The organism is Shigella sp. FC1567, assembly GCF_001743015.1.
Classification (GTDB): domain Bacteria; phylum Pseudomonadota; class Gammaproteobacteria; order Enterobacterales; family Enterobacteriaceae; genus Escherichia; species Escherichia coli.
Genome location: NZ_MIIV01000528.1, coordinates 1 through 17,955, shown reverse-complemented (window position 1 = coordinate 17,955; position 17,955 = coordinate 1). Strand labels below are relative to the sequence as shown.

The following is a 17,955-nucleotide window of genomic DNA, read 5'->3' as shown; positions in this document are numbered from 1 at the left end:
TTTCTGGTGCGTACCGGGCTGAGAGGCGGTGTAAGTGAACTGTAGTTGCCATGTTTTACGGCAATGAGAGCAGAGATAGCGCTGATGTCCGGCAGTGCTTTTGCCGTTACGCACCACGCCTTCAGTAGCGGAGCAGGAAGGACATCTGATGGAAATGGAAGCCACGCAAGCACCTTAAAATCACCATCATACACTAAATCAGTAAGTTGGCAGCATTACCAGAAATCAGAAGATGATGCCGTTGTCATCGGTAGGAATCTCCAGCGTGCAACAGGAAGAGTATTACATTGTTTTCGGGGCGTTATCGCTTAAATCTTCTCTTGAAGATATCCTGCTTGAGATAACCTAGCTGGTAGATAACGCATTGGATCTGGCTGAAATTACAGAAGAATATTCACACTAATTACAAGGACGGGTATTTATGGGAATTTTAAAAAGTTTATTTACGCTGGGGAAATCGTTTATCTCCCAGGCGGAAGAATCCATTGAAGAAACCCAGGGCGTGCGCATGCTGGAACAGCATATTCGTGACGCTAAAGCTGAACTCGATAAAGCCGGAAAATCTCGCGTTGATCTGCTGGCGCGGGTGAAATTAAGTCACGATAAGCTGAAAGATTTACGTGAGCGCAAAGCCAGTCTGGAAGCCCGTGCGCTGGAAGCGTTAAGCAAGAACGTTAATCCGTCGTTGATTAACGAAGTTGCTGAAGAAATCGCGCGCCTTGAGAATCTCATTACCGCTGAAGAGCAAGTGTTGTCGAATCTGGAAGTCTCCCGTGATGGCGTGGAAAAAGCAGTTACAGCGACAGCGCAGCGTATCGCTCAGTTTGAGCAGCAAATGGAAGTCGTTAAAGCCACTGAAGCCATGCAGCGTGCACAACAGGCTGTAACAACCTCTACCGTTGGCGCATCTTCCAGCGTTTCGACAGCGGCAGAATCCTTAAAACGCCTGCAAACGCGTCAGGCCGAACGTCAGGCTCGCCTGGATGCTGCCGCACAGTTGGAGAAAGTCGCAGACGGTCGCGACCTTGACGAAAAGCTGGCGGAAGCCGGAATTGGCGGTAGCAATAAAAGTAGAGCCCAGGATGTATTAGCAAGACTGCAACGCCAACAGGGCGAGTAATTTTTTTGCCAGCCTCGCTAAAAGGCTGGCAACTATTTTAAGGATAAAATATGTCTGGTTTTTTCCAGCGTCTGTTTGGCAAGGATAATAAGCCTGCTATCGCTCGCGGTCCGCTGGGACTTCATCTCAATAGTGGCTTTACGCTCGACACGTTAGCGTTTCGTTTGCTGGAAGATGAATTGCTGATTGCGCTACCGGGTGAGGAATTTACGGTAGCCGCTGTCAGCCGCATCGATCTGGGAGGCGGTAGCCAGATTTTCCGTTACTACACTTCAGGCGATGAATTTCTGCAAATCAATACCACCGGCGGCGAAGATATTGATGACATTGATGATATCAAGCTCTTTGTCTATGAAGAGAGCTACGGTATCAGTAAAGAGAGTCACTGGCGCGAGGCGATCAACGCCAAAACGATGGGGGCAATGACCTTAAACTGGCAGGAAAAACGCTGGCAGCGATTTTTTAACAGCGAAGAACCGGGAAATATCGAACCCGTCTACATGCTGGAAAAAGTAGAAAATCAAAACCATGCCAAATGGGAGGTCCATAATTTTACCATGGGCTACCAGCGGCAAGTAACCGAAGATACTTACGAATATTTACTGTTAAATGGTGAGGAATCTTTTAACGATCTCGGCGAGCCAGAGTGGTTATTTTCGCGCGCGTTGGGTGTCGATATCCCGCTGACATCACTTCATATTATTGGTTAATTACAAGGACGTTTACAATGCATATACTGGATTCACTTCTTGCCTTTAGTGCCTATTTTTTTATTGGCGTGGCTATGGTGATTATTTTTCTGTTTATCTACTCCAAAATTACACCGCACAACGAATGGCAATTAATCAAAAACAATAATACCGCGGTGTCACTGGCATTCAGCGGTACATTGTTGGGTTACGTGATCCCCTTATCCAGTGCGGCAATCAATGCGGTGAGTATTCCAGACTATTTCGCCTGGGGCGGGATTGCACTGGTGATTCAGTTACTCGTTTTTGCTGGTGTCAGACTTTATATGCCCGCATTAAGCGAAAAAATTATTAATCACAATACCGCAGCAGGAATGTTTATGGGAACCGCCGCGCTGGCTGGCGGTATTTTTAACGCAGCTTGTATGACATGGTAATGGACGATCATGGCCAGAAAACGCAAATCAAGAAATAACAGTAAAATTGGTCACGGAGCGATCAGTCGCATTGGTAGACCGAATAATCCTTTTGAACCGCGTCGCAATCGCTACGCACAAAAATACTTAACGTTGGCGCTAATGGGCGGTGCCGCTTTTTTTGTATTGAAAGGTTGTGGCGATAGTGGCGATGTCGATAACGACGGCGACGGAACGTTTTATTCGACAGTGCAGGATTGTATTGATGACGGTAATAATGCCGACATTTGCGCGCGTGGCTGGAACAACGCCAAAGCGGCATTTTATGCCGATGTTCCGAAGAATATGACTCAGCAGAATTGTCAGTCTAAGTACGAAAATTGCTACTACGACAATGTTGAACAGAGTTGGATCCCGGTCGTTTCTGGATTTTTGTTAAGCCGGGTTATTCGTAAAGATCGCGATGAGCCGTTCGTCTATAACAGCGGCGGATCCTCATTTGCTTCCCGCCCCGTCTGGCTCAACACTTCCGGTGATTACTCCTGGCGCTCCGGTTCTGGCAAAAAAGAGTCTTACTCTTCAGGCGGCTTTACCACCAAAAAAGCGTCAACCGTTTCGCGCGGCGGCTATGGTCGTTCTTCCAGCGCCCGTGGGCATTGGGGAGGCTAATCATGCTGAGACACAACGTTCCTGTGCGACGGGATCTGGACCAGATCGCCGCTAACAACGGTTTCGACTTTCATATCATCGACAATGAAATCTATTGGGACGAGAGTCGGGCTTACCGTTTTACTCTGCGCCAGATTGAAGAGCAGATCGAAAAACCGACTGCGGAACTGCATCAGATGTGCCTTGAGGTGGTGGATCGCGCGGTTAAAGACGAAGAGATCCTGACGCAACTGGCGATCCCGCCGTTGTACTGGGATGTGATCGCCGAAAGCTGGCGCGCACGCGATCCTTCGCTGTATGGCCGGATGGATTTTGCCTGGTGTGGCAATGCGCCGGTGAAGCTGCTGGAGTACAACGCCATTCAGGAACGCCTGATTTCGCGCTTTAGTGAGCTTTACAGTCGGGAACCGTTTTATTTTTGCTGCTGTCAGGACACCGATGAAGACAGGAGTACCGTGCTGTACTTGCAGGACTGCGCCCAGCAGGCAGGGCAGGAGTCGCGGTTTATCTACATTGAAGATCTCGGTTTGGGCGTCGGCGGCGTACTGACCGATCTTGATGATAATGTCATCCAGCGTGCATTTAAGCTGTATCCGCTGGAGTGGATGATGCGTGACGATAACGGTCCGCTGCTGCGCAAGCGTCGCGAGCAATGGGTGGAGCCGTTATGGAAAAGTATCTTGAGTAATAAAGGGCTAATGCCGCTGCTTTGGCGCTTCTTTCCTGGTCATCCTAACCTTCTTGCATCCTGGTTTGAGGGCGAAAAACCGCAGATTGCCGCTGGCGAAAGCTATGTGCGTAAACCGATCTACTCACGCGAAGGCGGAAACGTCACCATTTTCGACGGTCAGAATAACGTCGTTGACCACGCTGATGGTGATTACGCCGATGAACCGATGATCTACCAGGCGTTTCAACCTCTGCCGCGATTTGGCGATAGCTACACACTCATCGGTAGCTGGATTGTCGATGATGAAGCGTGCGGAATGGGGATCCGTGAAGATAACACGCTGATCACCAAAGACACCTCACGTTTCGTTCCGCATTACATTGCTGGATAAGAATGTTTTAGCAATCTCTTTCTGTCAGGAATCCATGGCAGTGACCATACTAAGGGTGACTGCCATTGATGGAGGGAGACACAGTGCACTGGCAAACTCACACCGTTTTTAATCAACCTATACCATTAAATAACAGCAACTTATACCTGTCTGATGGCGCGCTCTGTGAAGCGGTAACGCGTGAAGGTGCTGGCTGGGATAGCGATTTTCTAGCCAGTATTGGTCAGCAGTTAGGAACGGCTGAATCTCTTGAACTGGGGCGGCTGGCGAATGTGAATCCGCCTGAATTATTGCGCTACGATGCGCAAGGACGCCGTCTGGACGATGTGCGTTTTCACCCCGCCTGGCACCTGCTGATGCAGGCGTTATGTACCAATCGGGTGCACAATCTTGCCTGGGAAGAAGACGCTCGCTCCGGCGCATTTGTGGCGCGCGCGGCGCGTTTTATGTTACATGCGCAGGTTGAGGCTGGGTCGTTATGTCCAATAACGATGACCTTTGCCGCCACGCCATTGTTGTTACAGATGTTACCCACGCCGTTTCAGGACTGGACCACGCCGCTGCTGAGCGATCGCTACGATTCTCTCTTATTGCCAGGTGGGCAAAAACGCGGTTTGTTGATTGGCATGGGAATGACGGAAAAGCAGGGCGGTTCCGATGTCATGAGCAACACCACCCGTGCAGAGCGTCTGGAAGATGGCTCTTATCGGCTGGTGGGGCATAAATGGTTTTTCTCGGTGCCGCAAAGCGATGCGCATCTGGTGCTGGCGCAGACTACGGGCGGTTTGTCCTGCTTTTTTGTGCCGCGCTTTTTGCCTGATGGGCAACGCAACGCGATTCGCCTCGAGCGGCTGAAAGATAAGCTGGGTAATCGCTCTAACGCCAGTTGCGAAGTGGAGTTTCAGGATGCCATTGGCTGGTTGTTGGGGCAGGAAGGGGAAGGAATTCGTCTGATCCTGAAAATGGGTGGGATGACGCGTTTTGATTGCGCCCTGGGTAGCCATGCCATGATGCGCCGTGCATTTTCGCTGGCGATTTATCATGCACATCAACGCCATGTTTTTGGTAATCCATTGATCCAACAGCCCCTTATGTGTCATGTCTTAAGTCGCATGGCACTTCAGCTTGAAGGGCAAACGGCGTTGCTGTTTCGTCTTGCGCGAGCGTGGGACCGGCGTGCCGATGCCAAAGAAGCCCTGTGGGCGCGTTTATTTACGCCTGCGGCAAAATTTGTGATCTGCAAAAGAGGTATGCCGTTTGTGGCCGAAGCGATGGAGGTGCTGGGCGGCATTGGTTATTGCGAGGAGAGCGAGCTGCCGCGGCTTTACCGGGAGATGCCGGTAAACAGTATTTGGGAAGGTTCCGGCAATATTATGTGCCTGGATGTGTTGCGCGTTCTCAATAAGCAAGCGGGCGTATACGACTTATTGTCGGAAGCATTTGTGGAAGTGAAAGGGCAGGATCGCTATTTTGATCGCGCGGTTCGTCGTTTACAGCAGCAGCTGCGTAAGCCAGCTGAAGAACTGGGGCGAGAGATTACTCATCAGCTATTCCTGCTGGGCTGCGGTGCGCAAATGTTGAAATATGCTTCTCCGCCAATGGCGCAGGCGTGGTGTCAGGTGATGTTAGATACGCGCGGCGGCGTACGGTTGTCAGAGCAGATCCAGAATGATTTATTGCTGCGGGCGACGGGGGGAGTGTGTGTGTAAGCGTATACGACTGATGCGACGCTGGTTTCGATTAACTCAATGAAATATGTGAAAATTGTAGGCCGGACAAGGCGCTCGCGCCGAATCCGGCATTGTTCATTTGCTGTAGATGACACTCATGCATACAGTATCGCCTGTACGCGCCAGTTATCAGGCTGCTGGTCTTCGTACATGGTAATAATGCGGTACCATGACGCACCTTGTTCATCGGCCTTTAACGCCACGATACGTTCCACGTCCTGCGGATCCCCTGAAATATTGCTAACTGAGATCTGACCTATTTCATTCAGGCCCGTCACGCAGTCAGCACTGGCGAATTCTGCAGACTGTGCCGTGGCGCTCGCAGGATAAGTCACTAATTGCAGCGAGGGTGAAGCAAGTAATTGTTTCATCGTCAGCTCCATTTTTCGTTTCCCCACATGTTGCAGGGCATTCCATCGCGGTAATAAACGCCCAGGCTTCCAGCCGGTAATTTATTGTGCACAGGTAAACGCATAGGGACGCAAAGCAATGTAAAGCTGACTATGTAAGTTGTCTGATTTATTTACGGTACAAAATGGCTTGTGAATACCACTGTCCTGTCACGATGGTTTCGTCCACCATGACGACAACGTAATAATCAGCTTTTGCAGCGACAGCTTTTGCTCTGATTTCTGCTAATGCGTCATCCGGAGAACCCCGAACCATCGTGCTTACGCTACCTATTCGCTGTAACCCTTGCGTCTGGTCGCGGCGAATCTCTTGCGGATGGTTCGTTACTGGCGGTGCTGGCTGTGGCGTACCTTGCAGTGCGCTACAGGCACTTAACATCAACACCAATAATAAACTGGCAAACCGGTAAATAACGCTATTACGTTTCCTGCTAACCATAGTGTAGTGCCTTATTAATTTAACTTTGGGGGAATGTTCCCGAATTGTTACCTGGTACGCGATTTTCGAATGAAAACGTGACGAAAGCGTAACCCACATCTCAACATTATGAACTAATACCGCCAGCAGAAACTTGTGCTAAGGATTTCTTCATGTCATACCAGACAAAAAGGAGAGACAGATGATTGAAATAGAATCACGCGAGCTGGCAGATATTCCCGTTCTTCATGCTTATCCTGTCGGGCAAAAAGATACCCCGTTACCGTGCGTAATTTTTTATCACGGCTTTACTTCATCCAGCCTGGTGTATAGCTATTTTGCCGTTGCGCTGGCGCAGGCTGGTTTGCGGGTGATCATGCCGGATGCGCCCGATCACGGTAGCCGTTTTAGTAGCGACGAAGCGCGGCGGTTAAATCAATTCTGGCAAATCTTGCTACAAAGTATGCAGGAATTCACTACTTTACGTGCGGCAATAGCCGAAGAAAACTGGCTGCTTGATGACCGTCTGGCAGTCGGTGGCGCGTCGATGGGCGCGATGACGGCACTGGGAATTACCGCTCGCCACCCCACGGTGAAATGTACCGCCAGCATGATGGGATCGGGCTATTTTACATCGCTCGCCCGTTCACTGTTTCCACCGCTGATACCTGAAACGGCAGCACAGCAGAATGAATTCAATAACATTATCGCGCCGCTGGCAGAGTGGGAAGCGACAAACCACCTGGAACAACTTGGGGACAGACCTCTACTGCTGTGGCATGGCCTCGACGATGACGTTGTGCCTGCCGACGAATCACTACGTTTGCAGCAGGCCTTAAGCGAGACGGGACGGGATAAACTGCTAACCTGTTCATGGCAGCCAGGCGTGCGTCACCGCATTACGCCTGAGGCGTTAGATGCTGCCGTGACATTTTTCCGCCAGCATCTTTAAACACGCAGAATGCTGACCCCTTGCGCTTCCAGTTGTTGCAGGATTTCCGGGTTAGCATTTTTGCCGGTGATAAGCATATCGATTTGATCGGCACGGCTAAAAAGCATTCCCGCGCGTTCGCCAATCTTACTGCTATCAACCAGTACCACCAGTTTCCCTACCACGCTCAGCATCTTCTGCTCTGCCATTGCTGTCAGCATATCGGTTTTATACAACCCTTCTGCGGTCAGCCCTTTTCCGCTGGTAAACATCCAGTGCCCGGCATAGAGACTGTTTTCGCTGCCCTGCGGGCTTAAAGTGATGGACTGACTTTTGTTGTACTGTCCACCCATAATGATCACGCTGTCATGTTCTTGATCGATCAGGTAATTTGCCAGCGGTAGATAATTAGTGATGATTTGCACTGGCTTGCCACACATTTCCCGCCCAAGCAGAAACGCGGTGGAGCCGCAGTTGATGACTACGCTTTCGCCCGGATTAACCAGCTGCGAGGCCGCTTTAGCAATACGTACTTTTTCATCGTGATTCTGCGCCTGATGCAGATTCATCGGCGTCCAGCGCGGGCGCTGTTGGGTAATAGCTTCTGCGCCATTGCGCACCTTTTTGAGTTTGCCGCTTTCGTCAAGTTTATTGATATCGCGTCGCGCAGTGGCAGGCGAAATTCCCAGACGCTCAACGACTTTCTCAACGGTCACAAAGCCCAATTGTGCGAGCATTTCCAGGAGGATTTGATGTCTTTGTGCTTCAGTCATGAGCTATTCCGATAAAATTTGATTTTTTTAGATGATATTTGAAATAGCCAGGAAATACTACGCCGGATAGCGCGAACTTCTCCACGCTATCCGGTATAAACGACAGATTACAGGAATGATTTGAACGGCAGATCCGGTTCAATAGTGAAGCAATCATCGAAACCGCGCGGATAGTGGTACTCGAAGTTGTCTTTATCCAGTGGCCAGGTAAATTTGCCGCCAACCTGCCAGATAAACGGCTTGAAGCCATACTTCAGACGATCTTTTTTCATCTCCCACTGCACGCGGATCTCTTGCGGAGCGGCCTGGAAGTTTGACCAGATATCGTGGTGGAACGGGATAACCACTTTCGCATTCAGGGCTTCACCCATACGCAGCATATCGGCGCTGGTCATTTTGTCGGTGATACCGCGCGGGTTTTCGCCGTATGAACCTAAAGCCACGTCGATCTGATGTTCGTTACCGTGCTTCGCATAATAGTTAGAGTAGTGGGAGTCGCCGCTGTGATACAGGGAGCCGCCAGGCGTTTTGAACAGATAGTTCACCGCGCGATCGTCCATGCCGTCCGGCAGTACGCCAGCCGCTTTTTGATCGGCAGGCAGGGTGATCAGTGCAGTACGGTCGAAAGCATCAAGCGCATGAATTTCAATGTCTTTCACTTTCACCACATCGCCCGGTTTGACCACGATGCAACGCTCTTTCGGTACGCCCCAGCCAATCCACAAATCAACGCAGGTTTTCGGTCCAATGAATGGTACGTCATCAGCACAGTTCTGCATCACGGCAGCAGCGACGTTAACGTCGATATGATCGTTGTGATCGTGAGTCGCCAGTACCGCGTCGATCTGGCGAATCGCAAACGGATCAAGAACAAACGGGGGGGTGCGTAGGTTTGGCTGCAGTTTTTTCACGCCAGCCATGCGCTGCATCTGGTGACCCTGTTTCATTAACGGGTTACCGTGACTTTGTTTGCCAGTGCCGCACCAGAAATCAACGCAAACGTTGGTGCCACCTTCTGATTTCAACCAGATCCCGGTGCAGCCTAGCCACCACATCGCAAATGTGCCAGGGGCGACCTGCTCTTGTTCAATTTCTTCATTCAGCCAGCTACCCCACTCCGGGAAAGTGCTCAGGATCCAGGATTCTCGGGTGATACTTTTCACTTTACTCATCGCCATTTACCTTCATGATAGTTCAATTCGAATCAATATGTGATTGGTTTTGATTAATCCTGACACTATTTTTTCAGGAAGGCAATGACCATTTTTTGACTTTTTGCCAGGGAAGTTGTTGTTGATTTTGAGTGTGGAAAGATTTAATGGAATGTATAGTTAAATTAACTAAATGAATTTAACTAAATTTAAATAAATAATTGTTTCGTTGTGTGAATCCCACTCTATCCGTATGGAATTATTTGCGGGTCGCGTCACATTTAATCATAAATAATCTTGTTGTGATTGCTTTTGAAAATTAGAGTGAGTGCACAACATTCCGGGTGTGCGGAATACCCGGTTACCTCTTCTTCAGGAGATCGTCTCTACAACATCTTTACCGTGTTTTTTAACCAGGTCATGACCAATGCCCCGTTGTTGCTGGGTATTGTGACCTGTCTGGGCTACATCCTACTGCGCAAAAGTGTCAGCGTTATTATTAAAGGCACGATTAAAACCATAATTGGTTTCATGTTGTTGCAGGCAGGGTCCGGCATCCTCACCAGCACCTTCAAACCGGTGGTGGCGAAAATGTCCGAAGTCTACGGCATTAACGGCGCAATTTCCGATACTTACGCGTCGATGATGGCAACCATCGACCGCATGGGCGATGCCTATAGCTGGGTAGGTTACGCGGTGTTGTTAGCGCTGGCGCTGAACATCTGTTACGTGCTGCTGCGTCGCATTACCGGTATTCGTACCATCATGCTGACTGGTCATATCATGTTCCAGCAGGCGGGGCTGATTGCCGTTACGTTGTTTATTTTCGGCTACTCCATGTGGACAACCATTATCTGCACGGCGATTCTGGTTTCGCTCTACTGGGGCATTACCTCCAATATGATGTACAAGCCGACTCAGGAAGTGACGGACGGCTGCGGTTTCTCCATCGGTCACCAGCAACAGTTTGCATCATGGATTGCCTATAAAGTTGCGCCGTTCCTCGGCAAAAAAGAGGAAAGCGTTGAAGACCTCAAACTGCCAGGCTGGCTGAATATTTTCCACGACAACATCGTCTCCACGGCGATTGTGATGACCATCTTCTTTGGTGCCATTCTACTCTCCTTCGGTATCGACACCGTGCAGGCGATGGCAGGCAAAGTGAACTGGACGGTGTACATCCTGCAAACTGGTTTCTCCTTCGCGGTGGCGATCTTCATCATCACTCAGGGCGTGCGCATGTTTGTGGCGGAACTCTCTGAAGCATTTAACGGTATCTCCCAGCGCCTGATCCCTGGTGCGGTTCTGGCGATTGACTGTGCGGCTATCTATAGCTTCGCGCCGAACGCCGTGGTTTGGGGCTTTATGTGGGGCACCATCGGTCAGCTGATTGCGGTTGGCATCCTGGTCGCCTGCGGTTCCTCGATCCTGATTATTCCCGGCTTTATCCCGATGTTCTTCTCCAACGCCACCATCGGCGTGTTCGCTAACCACTTCGGCGGCTGGCGTGCGGCGCTGAAGATATGTCTGGTGATGGGGATGATTGAAATCTTTGGCTGCGTCTGGGCGGTGAAACTCACCGGTATGAGCGCCTGGATGGGCATGGCGGACTGGTCGATTCTGGCACCGCCGATGATGCAGGGCTTCTTCTCCATCGGTATCGCCTTTATGGCCGTCATCATTGTAATTGCACTGGCTTATATGTTCTTCGCTGGCCGCGCACTGCGCGCAGAAGAAGATGCAGAAAAACAACTGGCAGAACAGTCTGCTTAATAAGGAGTTTTGATTATGACCGTACGTATTCTGGCTGTGTGTGGCAACGGACAAGGCAGTTCCATGATCATGAAGATGAAAGTGGACCAGTTTTTAACCCAATCAAACATTGACCACACGGTAAATAGCTGCGCGGTTGGCGAATACAAAAGCGAGTTGAGCGGCGCGGATATCATCATCGCTTCTACGCACATTGCGGGCGAAATCACCGTGACCGGCAACAAATACGTGGTTGGCGTGCGCAACATGCTCTCTCCTGCCGACTTTGGCCCGAAACTGCTGGAAGTGATCAAAGCGCATTTCCCGCAGGATGTGAAGTAAGGACGCGCCATGAAATTACGTGATTCGCTGGCGGAGAATAAATCCATCCGCCTGCAGGCTGAAGCTGAGACATGGCAGGACGCAGTAAAAATCGGCGTTGACCTGCTGGTGGCGGCGGATGTTGTCGAGCCGCGTTACTACCAGGCGATTCTGGATGCGGTTGAACAGCACGGTCCGTACTTTGTGCTCGCACCAGGCCTGGCAATGCCGCACGGTCGCCCGGAAGAGGGCGTTAAGAAAACCGGTTTTGCGCTGGTGACGCTGAAAAAGCCGCTGGAGTTCAACCACGAAGATAACGACCCGGTGGATATCCTCATCACCATGGCGGCGGTCGATGCCAACACGCACCAGGAAGTGGGCATCATGCAGATCGTCAACCTGTTTGAAGATGAAGAAAATTTCGACCGTTTACGTGCCTGCCGTACCGAGCAGGAAGTACTGGATCTCATTGACCGCACCAACGCGGCAGCTTAAGAAGGAATTGAAGATGTCATTACCGATGTTGCAAGTCGCGCTGGACAACCAGACTATGGATAGCGCCTACGAAACCACTCGCCTGATTGCCGAAGAAGTCGACATTATCGAAGTGGGTACCATTCTGTGCGTGGGCGAAGGCGTGCGTGCGGTTCGCGATCTGAAAGCGCTCTACCCGCACAAAATCGTGCTGGCAGACGCCAAAATTGCCGATGCGGGCAAAATTCTTTCTCGTATGTGCTTCGAAGCCAACGCTGACTGGGTGACCGTGATTTGTTGTGCGGATATCAACACCGCCAAAGGTGCGCTGGACGTAGCAAAAGAGTTTAACGGCGACGTGCAGATCGAACTGACCGGTTACTGGACCTGGGAACAGGCGCAACAGTGGCGCGACGCAGGTATTCAGCAGGTGGTTTATCACCGCAGCCGTGACGCGCAGGCCGCTGGCGTGGCGTGGGGTGAAGCCGATATCACTGCGATCAAACGTCTTTCCGATATGGGCTTCAAAGTCACCGTCACCGGTGGCCTGGCGCTGGAAGATCTGCCGCTGTTCAAAGGCATTCCAATTCATGTGTTTATCGCCGGTCGCAGCATCCGTGATGCCGCTTCTCCGGTTGAAGCCGCGCGTCAGTTCAAACGTTCCATCGCCGAACTGTGGGGCTAAGGAGCGGATATGTTGTCCAAACAAATCCCGCTTGGCATCTATGAAAAAGCGCTCCCCGCCGGGGAGTGCTGGCTGGAACGCCTGCGACTGGCAAAAACGTTGGGCTTCGATTTTGTCGAGATGTCGGTAGATGAAACTGACGAGCGCCTGTCGCGCCTCGACTGGAGCCGCGAGCAGCGTCTGGCGCTGGTGAATGCGATTGTTGAAACCGGCGTGCGTGTGCCGTCCATGTGCCTTTCTGCCCATCGTCGTTTCCCGTTGGGCAGCGAAGATGACGCGGTGCGGGCGCAGGGGCTGGAGATTATGCGTAAAGCCATCCAGTTCGCCCAGGACGTTGGCATTCGCGTGATCCAGCTGGCGGGCTATGACGTTTACTATCAGGAAGCCAATAACGAAACGCGTCGTCGTTTCCGTGACGGCCTGAAAGAGAGCGTTGAGATGGCGAGCCGCGCGCAGGTGACGCTGGCGATGGAGATCATGGATTATCCGTTGATGAACTCCATCAGCAAGGCGCTGGGTTACGCGCACTATCTCAACAACCCGTGGTTCCAGCTCTACCCAGATATCGGCAACCTGTCGGCGTGGGACAACGATGTGCAGATGGAGTTGCAGGCCGGAATCGGGCATATCGTCGCGGTGCATGTGAAAGACACCAAACCGGGCGTCTTCAAAAACGTGCCATTTGGCGAAGGTGTGGTGGATTTCGAACGTTGCTTCGAAACGCTCAAACAGAGTGGCTATTGCGGGCCGTACCTGATTGAGATGTGGAGCGAAACGGCGGAAGACCCGGCGGCAGAAGTGGTGAAAGCGCGTGATTGGGTGAAAGCGCGCATGGCCAAAGCAGGCATGGTGGAGGCGGCATAATGCAAAAGCTAAAACAGCAGGTGTTTGAAGCCAACATGGATCTGCCGCGCTATGGGCTGGTGACCTTTACCTGGGGCAACGTCAGCGCTATCGACCGCGAACGCGGGCTGGTGGTGATCAAGCCCAGCGGCGTTGCCTACGAAACCATGAAAGCAGACGATATGGTGGTGGTCGATATGAGCGGCAAGGTGGTAGAAGGGAAGTATCGCCCGTCTTCTGACACCGCGACGCATCTTGAACTCTACCGTCGTTACCCGTCGCTCGGCGGCATTGTCCATACCCATTCCACTCATGCCACCGCATGGGCGCAGGCGGGGCTGGCGATCCCGGCGTTAGGCACCACGCACGCCGACTACTTCTTTGGCGACATCCCGTGTACGCGTGGATTAAGCGAAGAAGAGGTGCAGGGCGAGTATGAACTGAACACCGGCAAAGTGATTATCGAAACGCTGGGTGACGCCGAGCCGCTGCATACGCCGGGAATTGTGGTGTATCAGCACGGGCCGTTCGCCTGGGGGAAAGATGCCCACGACGCGGTGCATAACGCGGTGGTGATGGAAGAAGTGGCGAAAATGGCGTGGATTGCGCGCAGTATTAACCCACAACTGAATCACATCGACAGCTTCCTCATGAATAAACACTTCATGCGTAAGCACGGTCCTAACGCCTATTACGGGCAGAAGTAAGCAGTGCGCCCCCGGAATTATTACCTCCTGCGGGATGTAATTGGTCTGATTCCGGGGCCGCTTCAGTTAAAAAATCGTATAAACAACAGGTGTTTTTATGGCTATCAATGGATTGTTTGTCAGAACGGATCCGCAACGTCGCCGCTATGGCGTTGCGTTACTTGTGGGTGTACTTTCAGGAATTATTTCAGCATTTGTTAAATGGGGAGCGGAAGTCCCCTTGCCACCGCGCACATTTTCCGGTGGTCGCGATGAATTTAACCCGCCGTATATCTTTCTACGGGATTATTTAGGTATCGACCCAACCCAAACTGTGTATACATTCTCGGAACATATTATCAACCCGGTGATGGTGACGCATATCATCTTCTCACTGGTTTTTGCGATAGGGTATTGTATTGTCGCGGAAATTTTCCCGAAAGTGAAATTATGGCAGGGGATATTAGCAGGGCTTATTGTGACAGTGGCAGTCCACGGTATATTTTGCCCGGCGCTGAATTTAACGCCGCCGCTCACTCAATTGCCTTTTGACGAATATGCCTCTGAAATCCTGGGGCATATTTTCTGGTTCTGGATAATAGAAATTATGCGCCGCGACTTACGTAATCGCATTACTCATGAGCCAGATCCGGAAGTCGCAATCCGGTGAATAACCGTATAAAAAAGCCCCCTGCGAAGGGGGCAAAGCAAACTATGGCAATGTTTCGTTGGTTATACCTGGTGCTAGCGATAAATATCCGCGCTGGCGTGCATATTGCCGTTACTCCCCGGTTCCCGCATCAGAATTACGTGGTAGTACGTTGCGCCCTGCGCATCTGTCTCTTCATTTAATGCCTGACGTGCTTCGCTTTCAGTGGCGAAATTATGATTGATATAAATCACGCCTAAGCTCTGTACGTCGTCCATATTTCTGGCCTGGTGGTTATTAATTTCAATGGCTGCCCATGTATTTGCACTTAGCAAAAGCACAGCCAGAAGGGCTAAAACACGACTGAACATAGATACCTCCTCGACGGCTGACTTTGTGTGCTCTCCTCTGTGATGATCTTCTGATTTAATTTTAATCAATGATAAAGAAGTTGATGGTGACCATTTCTGATGCAGTTGTTCGAAAAAACACTGTGACGGAATGTGATGAACTTCAAATCAGCGAGTTAGTTCTTTTGAGCGAAAGATGAGATTTATTTGTCGGCTGGCCTTGAGTTTAGTGGGGCATACAAGTACTATAACGCGTCATTTTTCAGCCGACCTTTAACACGTTCCTTGCCTCCCCGGGATTCGGCTGACCCAGACAGGAGGCTGAATAATCCGTAAGGAGCAATTCGATGCGTCATTACGAAATCGTTTTTATGGTCCATCCTGACCAGAGCGAACAGGTTCCGGGCATGATCGAGCGCTACACTGCTGCCATCACTGGTGCAGAAGGCAAGATCCACCGTCTGGAAGACTGGGGCCGCCGTCAGCTGGCTTACCCGATCAACAAACTGCACAAAGCACACTACGTTCTGATGAACGTTGAAGCTCCGCAGGAAGTGATCGATGAGCTGGAAACTACCTTCCGCTTCAACGATGCCGTTATCCGCAGCATGGTTATGCGTACCAAGCACGCTGTTACCGAAGCATCTCCGATGGTTAAAGCGAAAGACGAGCGCCGTGAGCGTCGCGATGATTTCGCAAACGAAACCGCTGATGATGCTGAAGCTGGGGATTCTGAAGAGTAATTTCTGATGACCAACCGTCTGGTGTTGTCCGGCACCGTGTGCAGGACTCCCCTTCGAAAGGTCAGTCCATCAGGAATTCCTCACTGCCAGTTCGTGCTTGAGCATCATTCTGTGCAGGAGGAAGCCGGTTTTCACCGGCAGGCGTGGTGCCAAATGCCCGTTATTGTTAGCGGACACGAAAACCAAGCCATTACTCACAGTATAACGGTCGGCAGTCGCATAACCGTTCAGGGGTTCATTTCATGCCACAAGGCAAAGAACGGACTGAGCAAAATGGTTTTGCATGCCGAGCAGATTGAATTGATAGATTCTGGAGACTAGCCATATGGCACGTTATTTCCGTCGTCGCAAGTTCTGCCGTTTCACCGCGGAAGGCGTTCAAGAGATCGACTATAAAGATATCGCTACGCTGAAAAACTACATCACCGAAAGCGGTAAGATTGTCCCAAGCCGTATCACCGGTACCCGTGCAAAATACCAGCGTCAGCTGGCTCGCGCTATCAAACGCGCTCGCTACCTGTCCCTGCTGCCGTACACTGATCGCCATCAGTAATCGGTCACGGTCCATTAATACGACTTTGAGAGGATAAGGTAATGCAAGTTATTCTGCTTGATAAAGTAGCAAACCTGGGTAGCCTAGGTGATCAGGTAAACGTTAAAGCGGGCTATGCTCGTAACTTCCTGGTACCGCAGGGTAAAGCTGTTCCAGCTACCAAGAAAAACATTGAATTCTTCGAAGCACGTCGCGCTGAACTGGAAGCTAAACTGGCTGAAGTTCTGGCAGCTGCTAATGCTCGCGCTGAGAAAATCAATGCACTGGAAACTGTTACCATCGCGTCTAAAGCTGGCGACGAAGGTAAACTGTTCGGTTCCATCGGTACTCGCGACATCGCTGACGCTGTAACTGCAGCTGGCGTTGAAGTGGCTAAGAGCGAAGTTCGTCTGCCGAACGGCGTTCTGCGTACCACTGGCGAACACGAAGTGAGCTTCCAGGTTCACAGCGAAGTATTCGCGAAAGTGATCGTAAACGTAGTAGCTGAATAATTCGTTATTCAACGAGACGTAAAAACGCCGACCATTGGTCGGCGTTTTGCTTTCTATTTTTCGTCAGGTATTAGTTTCGCAAGTAGATCCATTCACCATTCTCTTGTGTCCATAAGTCAGGATGGTTTGCTGGCGTTAGATGCATACGATCACTCCTTATGTCTCGGTCCTGCGGCACTCGCTCGAAACCTAAACCCGAGTAGATTGCTGCTGAATTTGATAAGGAACGCAGACCAATTTTCAAATCATGGGGTAAATCAGAATACGCGTTTAGCAATGCAGCAATGATGAATCCGAGGGCATTAGAAACGCCTGTAACAGTGTGAAGTTGGTCGATATAAAGATCGATTGTTGGTAGTTCAGATGACCAGCAATTAGGCATTTGGGCAGGAAGGGTTACAACGTATCCTATCGTTTGGCCGGTATAGTCTGGAGTACCATAACCAGGTCCCAAAACCACTTCGTGTATTGTGTATTTACTGTTGGGTTCGAAGGATTCGACATCTTGCAATAAATATTTCAGTTCTGCGGTTAACCTCGCACCCGCGTAAGCTTTATTGTATTTCTGGGCGTGAATATTATCTAATGTAGCTTCATGGTTCCATCCAAAAGAATTATCACCATTCATTGTTACTCCATCGTAAGCATTACACTTCGTTGCTAACTTATTGAATGCTTGCCAGTCAGAGAGATCTAGTTTGTGGATCTCAACAGTACGTCTGCCATCGCAATTATGATCTCTTCCACGATTTGACAGTAATGTAGCGCGTGCGTATTGATGAAATTTTAATTTTGCTGGTTTGTCGGTGGACGAAAAACGGGTAATGCTGCCAACTTACTGATTTAGTGTATGATGGTGATTTTAAGGTGCTTGCGTGGCTTCCATTTCCATCAGATGTCCTTCCTGCTCCGCTACTGAAGGCGTGGTGCGTAACGGCAAAAGCACTGCCGGACATCAGCGCTATCTCTGCTCTCATTGCCGTAAAACATGGCAACTACAGTTCACTTACACCGCCTCTCAGCCCGGTACGCACCAGAAA

26 protein-coding genes and 1 pseudogene are annotated in these 17,955 nt (G+C 50.6%); 20 read left to right on the top strand and 7 right to left on the bottom strand.

The genetic code is table 11. The features are described from left to right. Positions 1-165: IS1 family transposase (locus BHE85_RS24615; RefSeq protein WP_047664789.1), on the bottom strand; the 165-nt coding region annotated here is incomplete at its 3' end. A 49-nt stretch (positions 166-214) separates the two neighbouring features. Here BHE85_RS24615 and BHE85_RS24610 point away from each other — a divergent pair. From BHE85_RS24610 to BHE85_RS24580, 7 genes and pseudogenes are all read left to right on the top strand, one after another. Continuing rightward, a pseudogene (locus tag BHE85_RS24610) lies at positions 215-349 on the top strand (DUF2170 family protein); the annotation flags it as partial. Between the two features lie 72 nt (positions 350-421). Further along, positions 422-1,120, top strand: coding sequence for a PspA/IM30 family protein (locus BHE85_RS24605; protein WP_000511951.1), 699 nt, complete (start codon positions 422-424; stop codon positions 1,118-1,120). A gap of 50 nt (positions 1,121-1,170) precedes the next feature. Continuing rightward, positions 1,171-1,830 (top strand): YjfK family protein, encoded by a 660-nt coding sequence (locus BHE85_RS24600; protein WP_000012566.1) that lies wholly within the window; start codon positions 1,171-1,173, stop codon positions 1,828-1,830. A gap of 17 nt (positions 1,831-1,847) precedes the next feature. Further along, positions 1,848-2,246, top strand: coding sequence for a DUF350 domain-containing protein (locus tag BHE85_RS24595; protein WP_000547762.1), 399 nt, complete (start codon positions 1,848-1,850; stop codon positions 2,244-2,246). Between the two features lie 9 nt (positions 2,247-2,255). Then, the gene (locus tag BHE85_RS24590) at positions 2,256-2,894 is read left to right on the top strand and encodes a DUF1190 domain-containing protein (protein ID WP_000101668.1); all 639 of its coding nucleotides are present in this window, start codon (positions 2,256-2,258) and stop codon (positions 2,892-2,894) included. 2 nt (positions 2,895-2,896) lie between these two features. Next, entirely contained in the window at positions 2,897-3,955 is a 1,059-nt protein-coding gene (locus BHE85_RS24585) for a glutathionylspermidine synthase family protein (RefSeq protein ID WP_000943998.1), read from the top strand. An 83-nt stretch (positions 3,956-4,038) separates the two neighbouring features. Further along, complete coding sequence (locus BHE85_RS24580) at positions 4,039-5,664, top strand: isovaleryl-CoA dehydrogenase (protein WP_000558726.1); 1,626 nt, start codon at positions 4,039-4,041, stop codon at positions 5,662-5,664. A gap of 116 nt (positions 5,665-5,780) precedes the next feature. Here BHE85_RS24580 and yjfN read toward each other — a convergent pair whose 3' ends face one another. After that, on the bottom strand, positions 5,781-6,056 hold the full coding sequence (gene yjfN / locus BHE85_RS24575) for a DUF1471 family protease activator YjfN (protein ID WP_000811566.1): 276 nt from the start codon (positions 6,054-6,056) through the stop codon (positions 5,781-5,783). 148 nt (positions 6,057-6,204) lie between these two features. Then, entirely contained in the window at positions 6,205-6,534 is a 330-nt protein-coding gene (gene bsmA, locus BHE85_RS24570; RefSeq protein WP_000254642.1) for a biofilm peroxide resistance protein BsmA, read from the bottom strand. Positions 6,535-6,715: 181 nt separating this feature from the next. Here bsmA and yjfP point away from each other — a divergent pair, with 181 nt between their 5' ends. Further along, positions 6,716-7,465, top strand: a complete 750-nt coding sequence (gene yjfP / locus BHE85_RS24565) for an esterase (protein WP_000569728.1) — start codon at positions 6,716-6,718, stop codon at positions 7,463-7,465. Here the strand turns inward: yjfP and ulaR are convergent. Next, complete coding sequence (gene ulaR / locus BHE85_RS24560; protein WP_000133631.1) at positions 7,462-8,217, bottom strand: HTH-type transcriptional regulator UlaR; 756 nt, start codon at positions 8,215-8,217, stop codon at positions 7,462-7,464. The genes yjfP and ulaR overlap by 4 nt on opposite strands. Before the next feature lie 107 nt (positions 8,218-8,324). Then, positions 8,325-9,389: an L-ascorbate 6-phosphate lactonase gene (ulaG, locus tag BHE85_RS24555; protein WP_004988497.1), complete on the bottom strand. Its 1,065-nt coding sequence runs from the start codon at positions 9,387-9,389 to the stop codon at positions 8,325-8,327. A gap of 303 nt (positions 9,390-9,692) precedes the next feature. On the opposite strand from ulaG, the gene ulaA reads away from it, so the two are divergent. The 7 genes from ulaA to BHE85_RS24520 all read left to right on the top strand — a co-directional run bounded on the left by ulaA (position 9,693) and on the right by BHE85_RS24520 (position 14,799). After that, the gene (ulaA, locus tag BHE85_RS24550; protein ID WP_005009981.1) at positions 9,693-11,141 is read left to right on the top strand and encodes a PTS ascorbate transporter subunit IIC; all 1,449 of its coding nucleotides are present in this window, start codon (positions 9,693-9,695) and stop codon (positions 11,139-11,141) included. A 15-nt stretch (positions 11,142-11,156) separates the two neighbouring features. Continuing rightward, positions 11,157-11,462 (top strand): PTS ascorbate transporter subunit IIB, encoded by a 306-nt coding sequence (ulaB, locus tag BHE85_RS24545; protein ID WP_000218360.1) that lies wholly within the window; start codon positions 11,157-11,159, stop codon positions 11,460-11,462. Between the two features lie 9 nt (positions 11,463-11,471). Next, a complete protein-coding gene (gene ulaC, locus BHE85_RS24540) occupies positions 11,472-11,936 on the top strand; it encodes a PTS ascorbate transporter subunit IIA (protein ID WP_000776505.1) in 465 nt (154 codons plus the stop codon). A 13-nt stretch (positions 11,937-11,949) separates the two neighbouring features. Continuing rightward, positions 11,950-12,600, top strand: coding sequence for a 3-keto-L-gulonate-6-phosphate decarboxylase UlaD (gene ulaD, locus BHE85_RS24535; protein WP_000056760.1), 651 nt, complete (start codon positions 11,950-11,952; stop codon positions 12,598-12,600). Between the two features lie 9 nt (positions 12,601-12,609). Then, positions 12,610-13,464: an L-ribulose-5-phosphate 3-epimerase UlaE gene (ulaE, locus tag BHE85_RS24530; protein WP_000949540.1), complete on the top strand. Its 855-nt coding sequence runs from the start codon at positions 12,610-12,612 to the stop codon at positions 13,462-13,464. Then, positions 13,464-14,150, top strand: a complete 687-nt coding sequence (gene ulaF, locus BHE85_RS24525; protein WP_001170824.1) for an L-ribulose-5-phosphate 4-epimerase UlaF — start codon at positions 13,464-13,466, stop codon at positions 14,148-14,150. The genes ulaE and ulaF overlap by 1 nt, the downstream gene beginning before the upstream one ends. Before the next feature lie 97 nt (positions 14,151-14,247). Next, entirely contained in the window at positions 14,248-14,799 is a 552-nt protein-coding gene (locus tag BHE85_RS24520) for a YagU family protein (RefSeq protein WP_000996726.1), read from the top strand. Positions 14,800-14,873: 74 nt separating this feature from the next. Here BHE85_RS24520 and yjfY read toward each other — a convergent pair whose 3' ends face one another. After that, entirely contained in the window at positions 14,874-15,149 is a 276-nt protein-coding gene (gene yjfY, locus BHE85_RS24515; protein ID WP_000492914.1) for a DUF1471 family protein YjfY, read from the bottom strand. 326 nt (positions 15,150-15,475) lie between these two features. Here yjfY and rpsF point away from each other — a divergent pair, with 326 nt between their 5' ends. The 4 genes from rpsF to rplI are packed head-to-tail and all read left to right on the top strand — an operon-like array spanning position 15,476 to position 16,915. Then, a complete protein-coding gene (gene rpsF, locus BHE85_RS24510; RefSeq protein ID WP_001216676.1) occupies positions 15,476-15,871 on the top strand; it encodes a 30S ribosomal protein S6 in 396 nt (131 codons plus the stop codon). 6 nt (positions 15,872-15,877) lie between these two features. Beyond that, the gene (gene priB, locus BHE85_RS24505) at positions 15,878-16,192 is read left to right on the top strand and encodes a primosomal replication protein N (protein ID WP_039064351.1); all 315 of its coding nucleotides are present in this window, start codon (positions 15,878-15,880) and stop codon (positions 16,190-16,192) included. Between the two features lie 4 nt (positions 16,193-16,196). Next, positions 16,197-16,424 (top strand): 30S ribosomal protein S18, encoded by a 228-nt coding sequence (gene rpsR, locus BHE85_RS24500; protein WP_000135199.1) that lies wholly within the window; start codon positions 16,197-16,199, stop codon positions 16,422-16,424. 41 nt (positions 16,425-16,465) lie between these two features. Then, positions 16,466-16,915 (top strand): 50S ribosomal protein L9, encoded by a 450-nt coding sequence (gene rplI / locus BHE85_RS24495; RefSeq protein WP_001196062.1) that lies wholly within the window; start codon positions 16,466-16,468, stop codon positions 16,913-16,915. A gap of 70 nt (positions 16,916-16,985) precedes the next feature. Here the strand turns inward: rplI and BHE85_RS24490 are convergent, their stop codons facing one another. After that, the gene (locus tag BHE85_RS24490; protein WP_044325965.1) at positions 16,986-17,741 is read right to left on the bottom strand and encodes a DUF2686 family protein; all 756 of its coding nucleotides are present in this window, start codon (positions 17,739-17,741) and stop codon (positions 16,986-16,988) included. A 49-nt stretch (positions 17,742-17,790) separates the two neighbouring features. Between BHE85_RS24490 and BHE85_RS24485 the strand changes: the two genes are divergently transcribed. Beyond that, positions 17,791-17,955: IS1 family transposase (locus BHE85_RS24485; RefSeq protein WP_047664789.1), on the top strand; the 165-nt coding region annotated here is incomplete at its 3' end.

Coding starts and splice junctions, on each gene's coding strand:
- ulaD (WP_000056760.1), top strand. CDS start 11,950: ATGTCATTACCGATGTTGCAAGTCGCGCTGGACAACCAGACTATGGAT.
- BHE85_RS24605 (WP_000511951.1), top strand. CDS start 422: ATGGGAATTTTAAAAAGTTTATTTACGCTGGGGAAATCGTTTATCTCC.
- BHE85_RS24595 (WP_000547762.1), top strand. CDS start 1,848: ATGCATATACTGGATTCACTTCTTGCCTTTAGTGCCTATTTTTTTATT.
- ulaF (WP_001170824.1), top strand. CDS start 13,464: ATGCAAAAGCTAAAACAGCAGGTGTTTGAAGCCAACATGGATCTGCCG.
- BHE85_RS24520 (WP_000996726.1), top strand. CDS start 14,248: ATGGCTATCAATGGATTGTTTGTCAGAACGGATCCGCAACGTCGCCGC.
- BHE85_RS24590 (WP_000101668.1), top strand. CDS start 2,256: ATGGCCAGAAAACGCAAATCAAGAAATAACAGTAAAATTGGTCACGGA.
- rpsR (WP_000135199.1), top strand. CDS start 16,197: ATGGCACGTTATTTCCGTCGTCGCAAGTTCTGCCGTTTCACCGCGGAA.
- rplI (WP_001196062.1), top strand. CDS start 16,466: ATGCAAGTTATTCTGCTTGATAAAGTAGCAAACCTGGGTAGCCTAGGT.
- ulaR (WP_000133631.1), bottom strand. CDS start 8,217: ATGACTGAAGCACAAAGACATCAAATCCTCCTGGAAATGCTCGCACAA.
- BHE85_RS24600 (WP_000012566.1), top strand. CDS start 1,171: ATGTCTGGTTTTTTCCAGCGTCTGTTTGGCAAGGATAATAAGCCTGCT.
- ulaB (WP_000218360.1), top strand. CDS start 11,157: ATGACCGTACGTATTCTGGCTGTGTGTGGCAACGGACAAGGCAGTTCC.
- ulaG (WP_004988497.1), bottom strand. CDS start 9,389: ATGAGTAAAGTGAAAAGTATCACCCGAGAATCCTGGATCCTGAGCACT.
- yjfN (WP_000811566.1), bottom strand. CDS start 6,056: ATGAAACAATTACTTGCTTCACCCTCGCTGCAATTAGTGACTTATCCT.
- yjfP (WP_000569728.1), top strand. CDS start 6,716: ATGATTGAAATAGAATCACGCGAGCTGGCAGATATTCCCGTTCTTCAT.
- rpsF (WP_001216676.1), top strand. CDS start 15,476: ATGCGTCATTACGAAATCGTTTTTATGGTCCATCCTGACCAGAGCGAA.
- BHE85_RS24585 (WP_000943998.1), top strand. CDS start 2,897: ATGCTGAGACACAACGTTCCTGTGCGACGGGATCTGGACCAGATCGCC.
- bsmA (WP_000254642.1), bottom strand. CDS start 6,534: ATGGTTAGCAGGAAACGTAATAGCGTTATTTACCGGTTTGCCAGTTTA.
- ulaC (WP_000776505.1), top strand. CDS start 11,472: ATGAAATTACGTGATTCGCTGGCGGAGAATAAATCCATCCGCCTGCAG.
- yjfY (WP_000492914.1), bottom strand. CDS start 15,149: ATGTTCAGTCGTGTTTTAGCCCTTCTGGCTGTGCTTTTGCTAAGTGCA.
- ulaE (WP_000949540.1), top strand. CDS start 12,610: ATGTTGTCCAAACAAATCCCGCTTGGCATCTATGAAAAAGCGCTCCCC.
- priB (WP_039064351.1), top strand. CDS start 15,878: ATGACCAACCGTCTGGTGTTGTCCGGCACCGTGTGCAGGACTCCCCTT.